This is a genomic window from Clostridium sp. AF23-6LB (assembly GCF_003461085.1).
Taxonomy (GTDB): Bacteria; Bacillota; Clostridia; order Lachnospirales; family Lachnospiraceae; genus Coprococcus; species Coprococcus ammoniilyticus.
On sequence record NZ_QTWK01000001.1, the window covers coordinates 1 to 19,861 of the forward strand.

At 42.7% G+C, this 19,861-nt stretch carries 18 protein-coding genes and 2 pseudogenes; 5 read left to right on the top strand and 15 right to left on the bottom strand.

The genetic code is table 11. The features are described from left to right. Window positions 1-385: 385 nt before the first annotated feature. Entirely contained in the window at window positions 386-2,095 is a 1,710-nt protein-coding gene (locus DWY07_RS00005; RefSeq protein ID WP_226800997.1) for a trypsin-like peptidase domain-containing protein, read from the bottom strand. A gap of 279 nt (window positions 2,096-2,374) precedes the next feature. Between DWY07_RS00005 and DWY07_RS00010 the strand changes: the two genes are divergently transcribed. From DWY07_RS00010 to DWY07_RS00025, 4 genes are read left to right on the top strand one after another with little or no spacing between them, the layout of a single operon-like run. Further along, window positions 2,375-2,647, top strand: coding sequence for a hypothetical protein (locus tag DWY07_RS00010; RefSeq protein ID WP_021943110.1), 273 nt, complete (start codon window positions 2,375-2,377; stop codon window positions 2,645-2,647). A gap of 1 nt (window position 2,648) precedes the next feature. Beyond that, on the top strand, window positions 2,649-3,287 hold the full coding sequence (locus DWY07_RS00015; protein WP_117821876.1) for an ATP-binding cassette domain-containing protein: 639 nt from the start codon (window positions 2,649-2,651) through the stop codon (window positions 3,285-3,287). A 24-nt stretch (window positions 3,288-3,311) separates the two neighbouring features. Further along, window positions 3,312-4,430, top strand: a complete 1,119-nt coding sequence (locus DWY07_RS00020; protein WP_117821877.1) for an ABC transporter permease — start codon at window positions 3,312-3,314, stop codon at window positions 4,428-4,430. A 21-nt stretch (window positions 4,431-4,451) separates the two neighbouring features. Beyond that, on the top strand, window positions 4,452-5,483 hold the full coding sequence (locus tag DWY07_RS00025; RefSeq protein WP_173783570.1) for an ABC transporter permease: 1,032 nt from the start codon (window positions 4,452-4,454) through the stop codon (window positions 5,481-5,483). A 101-nt stretch (window positions 5,484-5,584) separates the two neighbouring features. Here the strand turns inward: DWY07_RS00025 and DWY07_RS00030 are convergent, their stop codons facing one another. From DWY07_RS00030 to DWY07_RS00090, 14 genes and pseudogenes are all read right to left on the bottom strand, one after another. Next, window positions 5,585-6,205 (bottom strand): YigZ family protein, encoded by a 621-nt coding sequence (locus DWY07_RS00030; RefSeq protein ID WP_117821879.1) that lies wholly within the window; start codon window positions 6,203-6,205, stop codon window positions 5,585-5,587. A gap of 12 nt (window positions 6,206-6,217) precedes the next feature. Then, the gene (gene nrdR, locus DWY07_RS00035) at window positions 6,218-6,685 is read right to left on the bottom strand and encodes a transcriptional regulator NrdR (protein WP_021943105.1); all 468 of its coding nucleotides are present in this window, start codon (window positions 6,683-6,685) and stop codon (window positions 6,218-6,220) included. A gap of 56 nt (window positions 6,686-6,741) precedes the next feature. Beyond that, window positions 6,742-6,990 carry a YlmC/YmxH family sporulation protein gene (locus DWY07_RS00040; RefSeq protein ID WP_117785395.1) on the bottom strand — a complete coding sequence of 83 codons (249 nt, stop codon included), beginning with the start codon at window positions 6,988-6,990 and terminating at the stop codon, window positions 6,742-6,744. A 140-nt stretch (window positions 6,991-7,130) separates the two neighbouring features. Continuing rightward, window positions 7,131-7,922: an RnfABCDGE type electron transport complex subunit B gene (locus tag DWY07_RS00045; RefSeq protein WP_173783569.1), complete on the bottom strand. Its 792-nt coding sequence runs from the start codon at window positions 7,920-7,922 to the stop codon at window positions 7,131-7,133. A 12-nt stretch (window positions 7,923-7,934) separates the two neighbouring features. Beyond that, a complete protein-coding gene (locus DWY07_RS00050) occupies window positions 7,935-8,510 on the bottom strand; it encodes an RnfABCDGE type electron transport complex subunit A (RefSeq protein WP_117785396.1) in 576 nt (191 codons plus the stop codon). Between the two features lie 728 nt (window positions 8,511-9,238). Then, window positions 9,239-9,895: pseudogene (locus DWY07_RS13315) on the bottom strand (electron transport complex subunit E); the annotation flags it as partial. Further along, a complete protein-coding gene (locus DWY07_RS13320; RefSeq protein ID WP_226800999.1) occupies window positions 9,895-10,506 on the bottom strand; it encodes an RnfABCDGE type electron transport complex subunit G in 612 nt (203 codons plus the stop codon). The gene DWY07_RS13320 and the pseudogene DWY07_RS13315, both read right to left, overlap by 1 nt. 42 nt (window positions 10,507-10,548) lie before the next feature. After that, a pseudogene (locus tag DWY07_RS13325) lies at window positions 10,549-11,484 on the bottom strand (RnfABCDGE type electron transport complex subunit D); the annotation flags it as partial. 11 nt (window positions 11,485-11,495) lie between these two features. Further along, window positions 11,496-12,821 carry an electron transport complex subunit RsxC gene (gene rsxC / locus DWY07_RS00065; protein ID WP_117821882.1) on the bottom strand — a complete coding sequence of 442 codons (1,326 nt, stop codon included), beginning with the start codon at window positions 12,819-12,821 and terminating at the stop codon, window positions 11,496-11,498. A gap of 96 nt (window positions 12,822-12,917) precedes the next feature. Next, window positions 12,918-13,484 carry a Gx transporter family protein gene (locus tag DWY07_RS00070; protein ID WP_117785400.1) on the bottom strand — a complete coding sequence of 189 codons (567 nt, stop codon included), beginning with the start codon at window positions 13,482-13,484 and terminating at the stop codon, window positions 12,918-12,920. Between the two features lie 45 nt (window positions 13,485-13,529). Then, entirely contained in the window at window positions 13,530-13,895 is a 366-nt protein-coding gene (locus DWY07_RS00075; protein ID WP_117821883.1) for a NusG domain II-containing protein, read from the bottom strand. Continuing rightward, on the bottom strand, window positions 13,892-14,992 hold the full coding sequence (locus DWY07_RS00080) for an FAD:protein FMN transferase (RefSeq protein ID WP_173783568.1): 1,101 nt from the start codon (window positions 14,990-14,992) through the stop codon (window positions 13,892-13,894). The genes DWY07_RS00075 and DWY07_RS00080 overlap by 4 nt, the downstream gene beginning before the upstream one ends. Window positions 14,993-15,154: 162 nt before the next feature. Further along, window positions 15,155-15,793 (bottom strand): hypothetical protein, encoded by a 639-nt coding sequence (locus DWY07_RS00085; protein WP_117821885.1) that lies wholly within the window; start codon window positions 15,791-15,793, stop codon window positions 15,155-15,157. Between the two features lie 78 nt (window positions 15,794-15,871). Beyond that, window positions 15,872-17,659: a hypothetical protein gene (locus DWY07_RS00090; protein WP_117821886.1), complete on the bottom strand. Its 1,788-nt coding sequence runs from the start codon at window positions 17,657-17,659 to the stop codon at window positions 15,872-15,874. 236 nt (window positions 17,660-17,895) lie between these two features. Here DWY07_RS00090 and DWY07_RS00095 point away from each other — a divergent pair, with 236 nt between their 5' ends. Next, the gene (locus DWY07_RS00095) at window positions 17,896-19,827 is read left to right on the top strand and encodes an ABC-F family ATP-binding cassette domain-containing protein (RefSeq protein WP_117821887.1); all 1,932 of its coding nucleotides are present in this window, start codon (window positions 17,896-17,898) and stop codon (window positions 19,825-19,827) included. The last annotated feature ends 34 nt before the right edge of the window (window positions 19,828-19,861 follow it).

A 19,861-nucleotide genomic window follows, 5' to 3' on the forward strand; every position in this document is an offset into this window, starting at 1 on the left:
TTTATTTGGAATTTCAGGGTTGTCATGTTGTTAATTTTTCAAGGTTCTTTGTTGTCGAACTCATCAGCGACAACTTCTATATGCTATCACATTCAGTGTTCTTTGTCAACAACTTTTTAATTTCTTTTTTGATGTTCTGCATGCTTTCCAGATGAGAATCATCATGAAATATGTAAGTTGTGATCTTTGTTCGTTTGGTGTTTCGTACCGCGAACAGTTGATATAATACTAAATCAGACGTCAGATGTCAACACTTTTTTGACATTTTTTGCATTTTTTTATTATGCCTGAAAAAAGCCCCAAATATGGCTGTTATACTTATATATATAACTGTCCATATTCAAGGCTTCCGTCTGATATTCTCTATCTGTATATATTAAAACTTCTAGTTATTCTGTGTCAGATCTTCTGTCTTTGCTTCCAGAGTTGCTTTTACAGTTTTCTTAACATATTCGCCTTTTTCATTTCTGTAGAATTCGATCTCGATCTCATCGCCAACCTTTCCACTTGCTATTTGGCTTTGAAGATCTGTACTGTCTGAAATATCATTTCCATCAATACCTACAATGATATCACCTGTAAGAAGTCCGCATTTCTCTGCCGGAGATCCTTCACTTACCGAATATACATATACTCCTTCCGGCATATTCAGTCCTTCTGCATATTCAGATGTGATATTTTTAACGGTTACACCAAGATAGGTTGATCCTGATTTGGTTGTACTCTTGCCTGCAAGAATATCGTTGATGATATCCTGTATATCGGATATAGGAAGTGCGTAGCCCATTCCTTCTACTGTACTGTCTACATATTTCGCTGTGTTCATACCGATCAGTTCGCCCTTCATATTTACAAGAGCACCACCACTGTTACCAGGGTTGATAGCTGCATCAGTCTGAAGAACCTTTACAGTTCCGTCATCTACACTGACTTCACGGTCAAGAGCACTGATATATCCTACTGTTACCGACTGTCCATATCCAAGCGCGTTACCAATAGCGATACATGGATCTCCGGCTCTTAAGTTCTCGGATGAACCGATTGTGATCTCTTTGATCTGACTTAATGTGTCGTCCTTGATCTTCTTTAACGGAACGGTTACAACCGCTACATCATTTGATTCGTCATAGCCTTTTACTTCTGCACCGGCTGATTCACCATCTATAAATCCTGCTGATAATTCTTTTGCATCCTTTACCACATGATAGTTCGTCAGGATATAAAGGCTTGTTTCATCTTTTCCGATTATGATACCTGAGCCTGCTCCTGACTGCTCCTGCTCATAGGTATCAAACCAGTACTGATATGTTGTTACATATGTTCCTGTTATGGATACAATGGATGGCATTACAGTTGCACTTACATCTGCTACACTGTAGTCACCGGTGCTTCCGGATGCATTTGCATCGAGCAAAGCGGAGCTTGTAGTTGTATCTGATCCGATCTGAACCGTCTGATTTTCTTTCTTTAAGAACTTATCGCTTCCATACCGGACACCCTGGAAGACACAGCCTGCAACCAGTCCGAAGACAACTGCCGCAGCTATAGTCGTTGCTACCTTCTTTCCTGTACTTCTACCACCGTTTGTTTTCTTCATTTCTTTCTTAGCTTTTTTATCTGCTTTCTTCTTTGCCGAGCGTACCATCTTTTCTGATTTTTTCTTTTCCTTCTCAGCAGCCTTCTGCATTGCTTTATTTACATTTTCGGAATAACCATTCATATTCTGCGTGGAAGCACCTGTACCCTGTGCAGCATTTCCTGATGGATTCGTGTAAGCTGATGTATAGCCGGTCTGGCTGTTATATCCTGCATGCTGATTGCTGGAGTAAAATGCACCGCCAAAATACATATTCTGTCCCGGTGTTCCATGATACATACTACTCTGTGCATTCTGCCGGTTATATGCATTTGCGTTCTGTTCTGCACCAGTCTGTCCATATACGTTGCTGCTTCCATAGTTCTGTCCATAGGAGCTATTCTCATTCTGCATATTCATCTGTTCCGTCGTCTGTTCGGAAGCTGTCTGTGTCTGTTCCTGTGTTTGGCTTTCTGAGTTGAACTGACGATCCTGTTCTTCTCTAAAATTCTCATCCATAATCAATCATCCTTTCTTTCTATGTAACAGCAGCTTTCTTTTGTTTACTGCTCTCTTTCTTATTTACAGGTTATACTATAATCTGTAATTGTGTAAGAAGTGTGTTTTCCATGTAGAAGAAATGTGTTTTTCGTGTATAAAAATTTTGAACAACTTACATTTATTTATGCTTGACTTCATATGGAAATTGAAATACAGTTTTTTATGACAGATTACAGAATGATTTTTGTGGTATGCAATATTTTTACATATATTATATAGAAATTGAGGTTTTAACTTATGTTCCGAGTATGGGGTAAAATAATGAAGGATAACCGGCTGATAAAGGATACGGTTGTCTGTATAGATGATGCGTCTTTGACACGAACAAAAAAGGTATACAAAGCATTAGAGGAAATGTGCTATGAATTTGATCTTGCAAAACCGATCTGGCTGAAGAAAAATCAAAATGATTTTATTCTCCACGCAAGAACACGTTTCAATCATGATAATTTCGTGGAAGCGATTGAATTCGACTATCTGGATTTTCAGGTTATTGAAGAGGATTATTAATATGTTTACTGTAAATGATATTGGAAAAAATTATAAAAAGAAAATGGTACTAAATCATATCTCCCTGCAAGTTGCACCCGGTGAATGTATCGGGCTTCTGGGAATCAACGGTTCCGGAAAATCAACGCTGCTTGGTATTCTGTCCGGCGGACTCCGACAGGATCATGGCACTTATTCTTTTGACGAACCGGATAATACGGTCAGTTTTCTTCCACAGGAAAATCCACTGATTCCGGAGCTGTCCGGTCTGGATAATCTGAAGCTCTGGTACTCCGGCAGATCTGCCGAGCTAAACAGCACCTACAGCCTCTCTATCTTAAAAAAACTCGGTGTAGATGCTTTTCTTCATCAGAAGGTAAGTACAATGTCCGGTGGTATGAAGAAACGTCTGAGCCTTGCTATCTGTATGCTGGAGCGACCGGATCTTTTATTACTGGATGAACCACTTGCTGCGTTAGATCTTCTCTGTAAAAAAGGAATTCTGAACTATCTGAAGGAATATACCGGTAATGGAGGCAGCATTATCGTTGCAACACATGAAGAAGATGCGCTCTCCATCTGTAATCGCATCTATATATTAAAGGATGGTTTACTACAGGAAGCAAATGGTGCAGATTACGCAGCCATGCTTCGTGCCTGATTCAGATTGGATGTGAATGTTCTTATGTTTTTTCGATTATTTCTAACAGACCTTAAAAGAATAAAGCAGCGGTTTCTTCCGCTTGTCCTGATTACTCTCATTCTGGCGGTCGGACTCTCTGTCGTCGTTCTGCTGTCAAACCGGTTATTATATAATGAGCAGACCATCGAACCGGTCAATGTCGGGCTGGTTGCCGATGCATCTTCTCCTTATGCCAAGATGGCATATTCTATGGTAAGTGAAATGGACAGCTACCGGGCTACCTGCCGTTTCATCGAGATAGCTTCCGAAGATCACGGCAAACAGATGCTTGCAAACGACGAAATCAAGGCGTTGATCATCATTCCTGATAATATCATCAACAGCATTATATACGGAGAGGACAATCCGATCACAGTCATTTATAATCAGGATGGTACTTTAGATACTTACACTCTAAATGAGGTATTCAAATCCACCTCATCAATGCTTGCTACTGCACAGGCTGCAACTACGATCATTTATCAGGGAGCATATCAAATGGGGCTCCCGGATACTGCACTGGATCAAATTGCAACGGATGCCGATAATCTCTACATGGATTATGTTTTATCCAGAACAGAGCTTTATATCAGAGAAGACTTACAGCTTACCGGAGCTTATACCCCTTATCAGTATTATATAGTATCCGGGCTGCTGCTTCTGCTGTTCTTCAGCGGAATCGTCTTTTTATCTTTTATAAAAGGGAATTCTGATACATTACGTCTTCGTCTGAAGCTTCACGGAATCACCGGAGCGCATATTATAATCAGTCAGTATCTGACACTTACGATCACATTATTTATGATCTATACGATACTGTTCTTTAGCTGTATGACCGGAGGTACGATCGGTCATTTTGCCCCTTTGCAGTTTCATATATCGGGATTCTTTGCCGGAATACTCGCGATCCTGTTTATCGGATTCGTTATCCTGCTGATCGGGTATCTGCCAACCGGATATTCCGGGGCATGCCTGCTGTTATTTTTGACAGCTTTCTTACTGGCTTATATCGGAGGCGGTATTGTTCCGGTCAGACTTCTGCCTGACTTCATCCAGAATTTTGCTGAACATACCCCGTATTATCAACTGTTAAACCACTTATGTAATGGCTTTTACCATTAATCGATGAAAGGACAACTGCTTATGCTGTTACGTCAATACAGAATCCTGTTAAAACGGACTTCAAAAAAATTCATCAATCTTCTTCTGCTGCTGATCATTCCGTTCACGGCATTCTATATAAAAAATCTGCCGGTGGAAGAAAAAAGCACGGTATTCATCTGTGGATATTATATGGAAGAATCAAACAGTTACCTGGCACAGGTGGAGCAGGAGCTCTCCGGACATCAGGACTGCTTTACTTTCGAGAAATGCAGTTCTATGGAGGAATTAAAGGATCAGGTTGCATCCGGGCGGTATGACTGTGGATTTGCGTTTGACAATGGATTTTCTGACGCATTTATACATGATATCAAGAACTGCCACATTCGCTTATACACTTCCCCATCTTCGATGTTCCAGACAATCTTTTCCGAAACATTATTCGACCGGCTGTTGGATACTTTCTCGCCGGCTATTGCCGTCAACTATCTGGCATCGAATTCTGCCACAAAAGGCTTTTATCGGAGTTCTTTCCAGTCATATCTGGAAGATCAATACAGAAATTATATGAACAGTGATTCTGTCTTCCGGTTATCTGTCAATAATACAGGAGCCTACCACGGAACAACCGACCGCGTAGATCTGTTCCCGGTTCATGCATTTACCGGTTTTCTTCTGTTCTTATCTTCTCTGGTCGGTTTGCTGGTCTATCTGAAGGATCAGGATGAACACATCTATGACAGAGTATCCAAACGGAAAAGACTGCGTTTCTGTCTGACCGGTATTCTTGCTAATATAACACCGGTATGGCTGGTCAGTGTAGTTACGCTCTACTTATATGAGCAGCCGGAAGCCATCCTGCCATTTCTGTTAAAGATGTCCGGATATATACTGCTGTGTCTGCTGTTCACTTTTATCTGTCTGCTTATCTTCCGACATTATAAGCCGTTTGTATCGGCTCTGCCGGTTCTTGTAATCTGCACTTTGATCTTCTCGCCGATCTTCCTGCATCTGGAGGATTATGCGCCGATCCTGCGGTATCTGTCCTACCTTTTTCCGCCGACCTTTTTTTAGGGAAAACAAAAATAAGCTTGCCTGTGACGCTATATGACGCTACAGGCAAGCTTATTTTATATTTACTTTAAATTAATTGGCGCAAAAAGAATGAGCCTTGTTTATACGAATTTCTCGCCTTTTTCGTCGATTACAGCGCGGGCTGCTGTTGCTTCTGTAATCTTCTTTTCGATCATAGATACATCGGAGACAGGGACTGCTGTATGGAAGGTTACGTCTGCGCCATATTCTGTATTCTCTATGCTGATCTCATTTGTTGATAAGAGATACTGTACTTTGCCGGAATCATTATAGGAGCAGGTGATATCCATAAGCTTCATGCGCTGCATCTGGTGAATGCCGGCATCTGCAAGGGCAAGCTTAGCGGCTTCTGTGTATGCCCGGACAAGCCCTCCTGTTCCAAGCAGAGTACCACCGAAATATCTTGTAACCACAATACAAATATCTGTTACCTGATTTCCCGATATCACTTCTAATATCGGTTTTCCAGCTGTTCCCTGCGGTTCTCCGTCATCTGAAAAACGATAAAGGGTATTCTCTTTTCCGATTGCAAATGCATGGCAATTGTGTCGTGCATCATAATGTTTTTTCTTGACACTTTCTACAAACGCATATGCTTCTTCTTCTGAAGAAACCGGCTGTGCATAACCGATAAATCTGGATTTCTTCTCAACTATCTCATCGATGCCCGGTGTCAGTATTGTGTTATATGAATCTACCATGATTGTTCCCGTCTATTTCTTGTCAGAATTTGCAGATAATAACTTACTCAGCTCATTCATAAATGTATTCACATCTTTGAACTCTCTGTATACAGAAGCAAATCTTACATAAGCTACCTGATCCAGATCCTTGATCTTATCCATAACGATCTCACCGATTGTTGTACTCTCTACTTCTTTTGCCTCCAGATTAAAGATTTCGTTCTCGATATCATCGATACACTTGGATATCTGTTCCGCAGATACCGGTCTTTTATGACAGGATCTTATGATACCGGATTCGATCTTCTTTCTGTCATAAGTCTCTCTGTTCTTATCCTTTTTGATTACGATAAGCGGGATCGTCTCAACCTTTTCATACGTCGTAAAACGTCTGCCACAGGCATCGCACTGTCTTCTTCTTCGAATCGAACAACCGTCATCCGCCGGTCTGGAATCTATAACTCTTGTATCATCAACATAACAAAATGGACATCTCATGTTTTTGCCTCCGTAAATCAGGGAAAATTATTTTATCCCCTCTATTTTCTCTGCTACTAACTTTTACATATTCGGGGTGGAATGTCAACTAAAATAATATCCGGCCCGATCTTTACTACATTACAGAAATCAATGCGATACTCCTCGCAAGATCCAAAGCACCAGAAAATTTTTCCCTGCTCTGGAACAATTATCGCCTCAATTCTTCCGGAGCAGGGATCAAATTCAATATCTGCAACAAAGCCAAGCCGCTGGCAGTCCTTGCAGTTTATTACTTCTTTTTCTTTTAATTCACAAAATCTCATCTATATTCCCTTTTCAACAAAATCCACCTTCCGTATCATAATATGAAGCAGAGAATATATTTAGACATATAAATTATCGGTTTCACCGATCTGCCTATGAATCAGTCACAGCAGTCAGATTCTGAATCCGATCACATTGATCAGCTTATGATCTTGACCGGACACTTTCTGGCACATGCGCCACAATGGGTACATTTATCATAATCAATGTGTGCAAGGTTCTGATCTACCGATACCGCATCAAATTCACAGGATCTGACGCAGAGTGAGCAGCCGATACACCCTGCTGAACATACTGCCTTTACTTCTTTTCCTTTTTCCTTTGAATTACATCTGACACGATGAGGGGCATCGTATGGAACCAGCTCGATCAGATGTCTTGGACAGACATCTACACACTTTCCGCACGCTTTACATTTTTCCTCATTTACAACTGCAATGCCATCTATAATATCAATCGCACCGAATTCACAGACTGCCTTGCAGGAACCATATCCTGTACAGCCATATGTACAGCCCTTTGGCCCGTTATTTGGGCTGTTTTGTGCAAGAACACAGGTCTTTGGTCCAACATAGTCATAGACATCCTTTGCCTTCTCACAGTCACCTGCGCATTTGACAAAGGCTACATACTTAGTGCTTGCTGTATTCTCTACGCCGAGTGCTGCACTGATTGCCTCTGCAACGGCTGCACCTCCAACAGGACATGCAGATGGCGGCATCTCACCCTTTGCAATGGCTGCTGCAAGACCATCACAACCGGGATATCCACATCCACCACAGTTATTTCCGGGAAGAAGCTCCCGCACCATAACTGCCTTTTCATCTACCGGAACTTTAAACTTTTCACCAGCTACACCGAGCAGAATACCAATGATGACACCAACGCCTGCTACAACAGCAACTGCGATCAGAATTGTTGTAATATCCATAACGATCCCTCCTTATATCAATCCGGCAAAGCCAAAGAACGCTATTGCCATCAGACCTGATGTGATCAGAACGATCGGAGTACCCTTAAATGCTTCCGGAATATCACTGTATTCCAACTTCTCACGGATACCTGCAAGGATCGTAATTGAGATCGCAAAACCTACTGCTGAACCAAAACCATTTACTATACTCTCAAGGATCGTATATTCATTCTGTACATTTGAAAGTGCGATACCAAGAACTGCACAGTTTGTTGTGATCAGGGGAAGGTATACTCCAAGTGACTCGTATAAAGACTTCATATTCTTCTTTAAGAACATCTCTACAAACTGTACCAGTGCCGCTATTACAAGGATGAACACGATTGTATTCAGATAATCTAATCCCAGCGGGGAAAGGATTCCATAATAAACAATACTCGTTACCGCTGAAGCGATCGTCATTACAAATATAACTGCCCCGCCCATACCGGTTGCTGTGTTTACACTCTTTGATACGCCAAGGAAAGGACACAGTCCGAGGAACTGGCTTAATATTACATTATTTACGAGGGCTGCTCCAACTGCCAATAATAAAATATGCATTATTTTCTACCTCCCCTTTTCTTATTCTTTTTATCTGTCGGTTTCTCATCAAATTCCTGATATTTGTTTACCTGATCTGCACTTGCAACATCTGGTCTTACAAGCTTTGATGTGTCAACCATATCGGATTCTTCCGATACTGCTTCCGCTTTCTCTGGCTCTGAAACCGGATTGTCTGTCTCTGAGAGAACAACTGCATGTGGTACTCTATTCAGATTCGCCGGAATATGGATTCTCGGTCTGTCAGACATCTCTTTTGCCACCTGAACCGGAGTCTGCTGTACGGTTGACGCTGGCTTTTCCTGTACCGGCTGCTGCTCTGGTTGTACTACCTGTGCTACCTGTATTTGCGGCTCCTGTGAAACCGGAGTAGTCGTAGTCTCTGATGAAGCTGCTATCTGTGGCTGCAGTGTACTCTGAGCAACAGCCTGCTGTACGACTGGTGCTGGTTGCTCTGGAACCGGCTGCTGCGCTGATTGTACCGACTGCACTTGTTGTCCGTTTTCCTGCTCTACCGGTTTCTTTGCTATCTTGTCTGGGATCACAACCTTTTTCGGCTGTGGTGCCGGTGCTGACGGAGTCTGTGCAGCGGATGCCTTGCCGGCATTTGTCTGAACATTAACCTGAGTATCCTGCATAGCAGCCTTTCTTCCTGCACACATGATGTTTGCACATCCCATACAGGATTCCGGCTTACAGCTTGCAGGGATCTCTTCTCCAATTGCAAGTGCCTTTGCTGCCTTCTTCGCATTTCTCTTATTGATCGTTGCAATAATAAAAGCAAGTACAAAGAATGCTCCCGGTGCAAGTACAAAGATTGTGATCGGCGTATATGCTGCAAGCACATCTCCGATTGCTTTTCCTGCTCCTGATGTCTTCTGAAGAAGGTTACCATCTCCAATGATCTGGAATCCGAATACACAGCCTTTTCCGATCAGTTCACGGAACATACCGATCAAGGTAAGACCGATCGTAAAGCCAAGTCCCATTCCAAGTCCGTCAAAGATTGACGGAAGAACTTTATTCTTCGAAGCGTAACTCTCTGCACGTCCAAGAATAATACAGTTTACTACGATCAGTGGAATATAGATTCCAAGGCTGTCATTTAAGGACGGCAGGTATGCCTGCATTAAAAACTGAATAACCGTTACAAAGGAAGCAATGATAACAATATAAGATGGTATTCTGACCTTATCCGGTATCACTTTACGAAGCAGTGAGATAAACGCATTGCTCAACACCAGAATACAGGTTGTAGAAAGTCCCATACCTGCTCCGTTGATCGCTGATGATGTAACCGCAAGTGTCGGACACATACCAAGCATCTGTACGAAGGTTGGATTTTCTTTCACGATACCATTGTATAAACGTTCTGTACATTTACCCATTAGTTTGCTCCTCCTTTCAGATAATCTGCATAGGAAAGTCCCGCATTTACTGCATTCGTGACTGCATTTGTCGTGATCGTCGCACCACTTAATGCATCGATCTCCTCATCCGATGCCGCACCGGATTTTGTATATTTAAACTGTGCTACATTCTTGCCTGCGAACTGTGATTTGAACTCATCTGTATCTGCCTGCATACCAAGACCTGCTGTCTCACTTAATGACAGGAAGGAGATACCATTTGTAGTTCCATCCTCTGCTACACCAAGAGCAAGCTGAAGATCTCCGCCATATGCCTCATGGGATGTAATAACAAATACATAACCAAGTGCATTTCCATCTTTGTCACAGGCAGTTACTGCATCATCTATATCTGCCTTATAGCCTTTATCCGAAAGCCATGTAGATGCAGTCTCACTGTCGAAGCCATCTACCGTCCGGAAGGCATCCGCATCTGTAAATACTTCCCGGTATGCGTCCTCCTTTGCCTGCTGTTCCGCCTGTTCGATCGGCTTCTTTGTGATCTGCTGTACATATGCAAGCACACCGCCGGCAACAAGTGTAATGACAAGGATTGCTACCGTTGCGATGACAATTGATTTCTTATCCATCTTCTTGCTGTCTGCTGCCGAGCCGCCTTCTTCCTTCTGAAGCTCAGCGCCCTTACCAAATGACTTCGGTTGTGTAAACCGTTCGATCAACGGAACAAGAAGGTTCGAAATAATGATCGCATAAGATACACCTTCTGCTGATCCGCCATAGATTCGGAACAGGAAGGTCAGAAGTCCGAGGATAATACCAAATACAACCTTGCCCTTCTTCGTAATAGGTGATGTTACATAGTCGGTCGCCATAAAGAAAGCACCTAACATCAGACCACCACCACAAAGGTGCGCTGCCAGATATAATGGCTCAAAGCCCATGCCGGATGCAAGGGAGTACAGGAATATAAATACGGAAAATGTTCCGATATAAACCAGTGGGATGATCGGGCTGATCACCTTACGAATAATCAGATATAAACCACCGATCAACAGACAGATCGCAGATGTCTCACCGATCGTACCTGCAATTCTTCCGATAAACATATCTAATACATCTACTGTTCCGCCACTCTTTAAAATCGCAAGTGGGGTCGCTGTTGTAACTCCATCATATGTAAATGTAGTCATCTTTCCCGCAAATGATATTAACAGGAAGCATCTGGCTCCAAGTGCCGGATTCATAAAGTTCTGACCCAGACCGCCAAATAACTGTTTTACTATAATAATGGCAAATGCGCTTCCGAGTATCGCCATCCATACAGGAACCTCCGGCGAAAGGTTAAGTGCCAGAAGCAGGCCTGTTACGACTGCACTGAAATCTTTTACTGTACTGTTTCTGTGCAGGAGCATTTCCACGCCCCATTCAAAAAAAATACAAGATGCTATACAGGTTAAGATCAGCACAAATGCTTTTGTTCCAAAATTATATACACCAAACACACTCGCCGGCAGTAATGCAATGATCACGTCCAGCATCAGGGATGATGTCGTTTTCCGATCTCTGACGTGCGGAGATGCAGAAATACTCAATGTTGTTTCTTCCATGTCTCCACCTCCTACTTCTTCTTACTTGCCAGAATACTCTTTCTGGTTCCGGCTATTGTCTGTGTCAAATGTCTCTTGGCAGGACATACATAAGAACAACAGCCACACTCACAACATTCCATGCCATCATGCTTTAAGAATGCATCTATATTGCCATGTTCTGCATATTTTGCAAGATCTGACGGAATAATTCTTCCCGGACAGACATCCACGCATCTTCCGCAACGGATACATGCAGATGGCTCCCAGTCCTGAACCTCATCATGTGTCATACAAAGAAGTGCTGACAGACCTTTTACTGCCGGAACATCGAGCGAGAACATCGCTTTACCCATCATAGGTCCACCTACAATGATCTTCTCCGGCAGCTTGCCATCCTTAAAACCGCCTGCCGCTTCTATGATCTCCCGACAGCTTGTACCATTACGAACCAGCAGATTACATGGATTAACGATAGCATCACCTGTAACCGTTACGATTCTGGTGTACAGTGGCTTACCCTCGATCACCGCTTCATAGATGGAAACAATCGTATCTGCATTATGTACGATACAGCCCGCATCTGCAGGAAGCATCTTGGAATTCACATATCTTCCTGTCGTTGCATAAATCAACTGACGTTCCGCACCCTGTGGATATTTTGTCTTTAAAACTTTTACCTCGATCTTATCGTTATCAGCCAGATGCTCTGAGATCTTTGCAATTGCTTCCGGCTTATTGTCTTCAATCGCGATAATTCCCTTTGCCTTATCAAACAGATTTACACAGATCTGAAGTCCAAGGATCAGCTTATCTGTCTCCTCTAACATTCTTCTGTAATCAGAAGTCAGATACGGTTCACACTCCGCACCGTTTACAATGATATATTCGATATCATCTTCATTTCTCGGTGACAGCTTTACATGAGACGGAAAACCTGCACCGCCCATTCCAACAATACCTGCCTCCTTGATCATATCCTTGATGTCTTCTCTGTAAAGTGTGGAGAGATCTCGCACATTCTCGGAGAAATCAACCGTCTCAAATAAACCGTCATTTTCTATTACGATTGAATTTACTTTATTACCGCCACTTGTCATCCTCGGTTCGATCATTTTTACCGTTCCTGAGATTGAAGAATGGATATTTGCCGAAACAAATCCTCCCGCCTCTGCAATCTTCTGTCCTACCAGTACACGGTCGCCACGCTTTACGATCGGAACAGCCGGTGCACCTATATGCTGACTGAGCGGATAAACACACTCTCCCTTTGGAAGATATTCTCTGACAGGCTTGTCTTTTGTTAGATCTTTGCCTTCATATGGATGAATACCACCCGAAAAAGTTAATAAACCCATCTGCATACCTCTTTCTCTCGTTATTCTTATCAATTCATTCTCTGTTATCGAGAAAAACTAATCATATAATAATACTTCACAGGGTCAAAAACAACCCTAAAACTTGCCAATCTGGCCGCCAACCGCCCGCATGACAAATGCTGCCGCAAGACCGATCAGAACTCCCGTGATCGTTCCAGAGACCAGTAAAACCGGAGCATATATCAGGATATTTTGGTTCTTTATCACCAGATATGCAACGATAAGTTGACCAACATTATGTCCGACACCTCCAAGAATACTCGTTCCCGTTGTTGAAAAAAAACCGATCTTAACAGAGATCCACATAAACAGCATGCTGACTGCTGCTCCGGCAAGACTGTATATCATAACGGTAAAATTGCCAAATAATAAAGACGACAGGAAGATACGGAGCACGGATACCAAAACCGCATCCGCAAGTCCAAGCTTGCACAGCACTACAATAGTTACAATATTGGCAAGTCCGAGCTTGATTCCCGGTACCGCGATATCGATCCGGATAAAGGATTCGATATATGAAAACACCATTGCAACCGCAATAAACATTCCAAGCTGTGCTATCGTTCCTGCGCTGTTATGAGCCTTTTTCTGTATCTTCCTATTTGTAGATTTTTTTTTGGAATTTTTTTGTTTCTTCCCCATCTTTTCTTTCTATATATGCCTTTCCTGCTATACTATGAATAGCCCTTATCGATTATCATATTCTGATTCCTGTCCAACATCACCTTCCACCTGAATCACCAGCTTATGCGGCAGGCAGACAATATTCTCTCCGGTCTTCGATATCTTCCCCATACGAATACATACCTGATCCGGACAGTCTGCTTCTGTTACATATGCCATTCCATTCTTTATTTCCAGAATATTCATTCCTTTTGCGGTCTGAATCTCTTTCGTGGTATCTGTATTCAGATCATATCTGCCAATCTCTTTCTGGTCTTCATATATAATAACCTGACTGCCTTTTTTCTGACCCAGCCGGATGACTCCATAGCAGACGATTCCTAAAAGGATCAGCACAAGTGCCAGAATGATGTCTCTTTTTTTTATCATTTTACTTTATAGTCTCCATTTGTTATCGTGAACTGTTTTCCTGCCTGCTCTGTCATATATATATTCTTATCCTTATCGAGCAGGATCACATCTGCGTCAAAGCTTTTTACAAGCTTAAGTGCCCGATCCGCCGGAAGCAGAATACACATCGTTGATAAGGCATCACTTAATGCACCGCTTTCACAGATCACTGTCGCTGATATCGTTCCGGTGTCTGCCGGGTATCCGGTCTTTGGATTTAAGATATGATGATATCTTTTTCCATCCTGAATAAAATACTTCTCATAATCGCCGGATGTTGATATATAGACCGGATGCCTGTCTGACCGGACTTCTACGGTTCCCATCATATCATTTTCATTTCCTCTCGGATCACGAATACCGATCCGGAAACCGGAACCATCCGGCTTTGCGCCGTAGCATAAAACGCTGCCGCCGACTGCCACACAAGCGCCTTCCGCCTGATTTTCTTCAAGGCTTTCTGCCACCCGGTCACAAGCAATGCCTTTTCCCATCGCACCGAAATCAAGGCTTAAGCCTGTTTCATCAAACAGCACATACCATGTTCCATCCTCTGAAAGCTCACTTACCTGTGTCAGTTCTTTTCCCTGTTCGTCTACGATATGCACTTTCGAATCGTTAACTACCGAACAGGCTTCTTCTATCTTCTGAGTCTCCGGTACTTCTTTCTTCCCATCTTCGATACCCCAGCAGGACGCTAACGGACGGATCGTGAGTGCCAGCAGGTCATCTCCTGCCGCGCTTACTTCTTTTTCCTGCAAGACCGCAGATGCCAGGTCATAGCTTATCTCATAAGGCTCTCCTGCCTTATATTCATGATTCACACGGTATACCTCTGCGCCTTCTATCCGCCATGAGATCTGTTCACGCTCCAGTCTGCTTACGCAGTCGATCACTGCATCCGCATCCTGTCTGCCCTGATCCGAATAGACCGATACCGTAACTGCAGTTCCCATGGCAAATCCGGTCGTCGTATACCCCTTTTTTTTCTGGTTATCCTTTCCGGTATAAAAGATAAACGCAATTACCAGCCCGATACATAATATACCTGATAATAATGCAAGTTTATTCTTCAAAGCATTTATTCCTCCATATATAACAGCCAATACAGGCATAAACACACTTTGCAAACCTGTTCACAGGAACATCCCACGCGTAAATTAAAAGAGCTGTTGCCAACCACGGTTCCAGCTCTCTTTTTGTCTCTGTCTGCAAAGCTCCTCGCTTTGCACCTTTTTCTATCCTCTGTAATATTTCAGGATTGCTTCTACATCAAAGTATCTGCTTCCAAAATCTTTATAAATGGCATTCTTTGTCATCGCATAGACAAATACATCACCCTGACCTTTGATTCCGTCTAAGGCAGATGGCTCTATCGCTACTGCAAACTCATCAAAGTGAAGTGCAAGTATAAAGCCCTCTGTATAATATGTATTATACAGATTCATCACTGTAAGCTCTGTCTCCGGTGTGATCGTCATATCTGAAATCGTAAGGCTGTTACCTCTTGGGATATTCATATATACCTCTGCTTTCATTTCTTTACCGAAGGAAAGCTTTACGGATGCAGGATCTTCTGTCGCACGAATGCTTTTCAGAATCTCTGCAGCTTCAGCCGGTATTGCTCCCGGTGTCTTCGTGCAGTCTACAACTTCCCGTCCTGCCATGTATTTCTTATCCAGAATGTTGACACACTTTACAATCTTGTTGTCATTGCCCGGATTCGGCAATATGCTGGCAACCTTGTAATAGTCTTCGTTCTCTAAAATCTCTTTAAACAATAAGCTTTTAATATCATAAAACTTTGCCAGCATTACAGGCTTGTAATCCATGTACTTGATCGCTGACCGTATTTCATTTATATCTCTGATTTCCATTTGTATATTGTCTCCACTTCATTCAAATTTGTTCCGCTCAAATCATACATCCATTTTCTGATCTTTGCAACCCGGTTTTTAATGGAATTCCTGACAGACCAGTTCTCGCAGACGATATCGGAAAGCTTTCTCGTATTCCTCGTCTTCATCAACGCTGTGATTGACCTCTTCAAAACAAGCTTTTCGGATGGCCTCCTGTGTAAATATCGTAGGGCTTTCATCATCTCTGCCCCAGTAGAATACCGCGCCATCAACACTCTCATTTCCATAAATCTCCTGCATCCGGCTGATACAGCTCTCATCTCCCAGGAACACATGACAGATACCGGCTAATGATTTACAGAGAACCTCTGCATTGATCGTATATCCGTCAAAATCCTGCGCCCAGTCTGGAATCTGCTCCGGCTTATCTACAAGGATCACCGGAAGACTTCTACCAGCATGTGAAAGAAGGCTTTTAAGCTGGTCTGCGGATATCGGAACCGCTTCGGTGTCTTCATCCATAAATACGTCCGCATCCAGGAATCCGACCTGATTAAATATATCCCGCATAAACTTCGGTCGATTATACCGGCGCTCTCTGGAATAGATATTCTCACAGATATGACGGCAGGTCAGATACAATCCATCGCTTTCTTTTCGGAGTTCTGCAACCACATGCCAGATCATACCGGCTTCTTCATTGCTGATCGTCTGCATATCCATTAGAAAATATTCCTTCTCTGCAACAACCTTTAACTTATACCCCATCACTTCATAAGAAACAGACTCCATTTTTTTTGGCATCTGTCCGAATATCAGGGAGATATGCTGGTACGCCCATTCGTATATGATCTCACTTGCCCGGTCAAATCCGTCATCCCGTATCCGTATCGTCTGGTCAAATACCAGATCCGATACCAGCGGCCGGATCTCCTGCTTGATCTCTTTGTTCAACACCCTGCCGAACTGTTCTCTGTCAAGCTGTGCTGATATGAATTCGTCATTTACCACTTCTTTATTAATGAGGTAGATTACCCTATTCGGCGACAATACCTTCTGATATTTTTTATTCAGCAGAATATTTACAAGCTGCTGCTTGGATACCGCCCAGAACTTCTCTACGACCTCCGGATGTTCATCAAAATATGCCCGAACCTCAGGCTTAATCTTATCCTGTGTGATCTTTAACCGGTATTTGCTTCGGATCGCATTTTCCCAGTTTTTCTTGATATACTGATCTCTTGCCAGATTATCGAAGATCTGCACGATTGACCAGTCGCACAGCTCTAGGTTTGCGATGATGCTGTTCATCATGCGGGCATCCTTTTCCTGTCCATCCCACAAACTGCTTCTGTTATCATCAAAGCCTTCATCCATTTTATACTTGTACCGCATCTCATGCTCGATCTCATGCCAGCCCTCAAACAGAACCGTTCTGAGCTGAACCTCAAAGGTCCGGTCAAATGGCTGCTCCCACAACTGATCGGATATGTTGATCAGATATTTGCTTGGGATCTTAAATACACCATTGCACTTCTGGGCTTCAAACCGGTTCTCTTCCCATGCTGTCTTTGACCAATTATCTACCATAAAGGTGTCTTCGAGCAGTGCTTCACTGATCCTGATATCTTCTGTATAAAATAAATTAATACGGATACCGATCAGATCCTGTATCTTCTTATCATCTTTTCCCGTGCCATATTTTCCTGTATCTAACTTACGCTGTAATGACGTCAGTGTCTTTACTCTCGACATACTGTGAAAATAGATTCCGGCATTTCTGAGCTTCGTCATCAACGTCTGTTCCAGCTTCGTTCTTATATCATTCAATTCCTGAATATCTTTGTCACTGATCAGTGCCAGAGACTCATTATTACGTTCCATATAACCACCTGCTTTTCAAATAACTTTCACCCGTAAAAAGCGCACAAAAATACACTGTTATGATACCATTTTATTCCCTTGTCAGTCAATTTTTATGACATAACCTTTTTCTAAATTTTATGTGAAAATACTCCCTTTTTATTAAAATTCTATTTCAATGGATATTGCTTATTTCCTGACACACCGATATAATGTTATGAGATCTGACATGATATAAGAAAATAAGGAGGAATCTTATGATTCTCGATTGTCAAAATATAAGTAAAGCATTCGGAACCAACGTAATTCTCGACAATGTATCCTTTCATCTTGAAGATAAGGAAAAAATGGCGATCGTTGGTATCAATGGTGCAGGCAAAACAACATTATTAAAGATCATTATGCAGGAAGAAGAAGCAGATTCCGGACAGATTGTTTTATCAAAAGACCGTACAATCGGTTACCTTTCCCAGCATCAGGATATTTTCTATGACGATACGGTATACGGCGTGATGGAGGATGCCATGAAGCCTTTGATCGAGCTTCAGGATAAGATCCGCAAACTGGAACAGGATATGACAACACTGACTGGCGACGAACTGAAAGCCGCCCTCTCAACCTATAACCGCTATACACATGAATTTGAATATAAAAACGGATATGCCTACGAAAGTGAGATCACCGGAGTATTAAAAGGTCTCGGCTTCTCCAAAGAAGATTTCGACCGTCATACCGATACCTTATCGGGCGGACAAAAAACCCGTCTTTCACTCGGCAGACTTCTTCTTACAAAACCGGATATCATCATCTTGGATGAGCCGACCAACCATCTGGATATGGATTCGATCAGTTGGCTTGAAACCTTTCTAACCGGATATCAGGGAAGTGTGATTCTTGTCTCCCATGACCGTTACTTTCTGGATAAGATCGTAACAAAGGTCGTAGAACTTGATCGTGGACACAGCACCGTATATAACGGAAACTACACCTACTTCTCTCAAAAGCGCGCCGAGATCCGGACAAATATGATGAAAGCCTACTTAAACCAGCAGGCAGATATCAAGCATCAGGAAGAAGTTATCACAAAATTAAAGCAGTTCAATCGTGAAAAATCGATCAAACGGGCAGAAAGCCGTGAAAAAATGTTAGACCGTGTGGAACGTCTGGACAAGCCAACCGAATTAAACAGTGAAATGCGGCTGACGCTGGAACCATCCGTTATCAGCGGTGAAGATGTACTTACGATCGAAGGGCTGTCCAAAGCCTTTGAACAGTATAATCTGTTTTCCGATCTGAATATGGAGATCAAACGTGGTGAGCATGTCGCCCTGATCGGCGGAAACGGAACCGGTAAGACTACGATCTTAAAGATCATCAACAAGCTTGTTCCAAAGGATGACGGAACTGTCATCTTAGGCTCCCGTGTCAAGATCGGTTACTACGATCAGGAGCATCAGGTCCTGAATATGAACAATACGGTATTTGACGAGATCAGCAACGCCTATCCCGACCTGACCAATACCAGGATCCGAAACGTTCTTGCCGCCTTTCTGTTTACCGGAGAGGATGTGTTCAAACGGATCGCAGACTTGAGTGGGGGCGAAAAAGGGCGTGTATCCCTTGCCAAAATGATGCTCTCATCTGCAAACTTCCTGATTCTCGATGAGCCGACCAACCATCTGGATATCACATCCAAGGAGATCCTTGAAGAAGCGATACGGAACTATACCGGAACAGTCCTTTATGTATCCCATGATCGATATTTTATCAATCAGACAGCAACAAGGATCATCGAATTAAAGGATAAGCAGTTAACCAATTATATTGGAAACTATGATTACTACGAAAGCCACAGAGCCCAGCCGGCTTCCACCGGAAAGCAGGCATTTGCACCAGTATCTGATACTGTCTCTCAGGAAAAACAGGCAGAATCCCAGGCAAAGCTCTCTTGGAAGGAAAACAAAGCCGAACAGGCAAGACTTCGGAAAAAAGCAAATGATCTGAAAAAGCTGGAAGACAAGATCGAACAGCTTGAAAACCGTCTGGCTGAAATTGATGAAGAATTTCTGGTTCCTGAAAATGCAACAAATGTTGCACTGTTAAATGATCTGACAAAAGAACGAAATTCTGTAGAAGAAGAATTGAACACGATGTATGAACAGTGGGAAGAATTATCTTCTGAGGAATAAACATCTAAAAAAGCATTAGATACGGACAATTTGC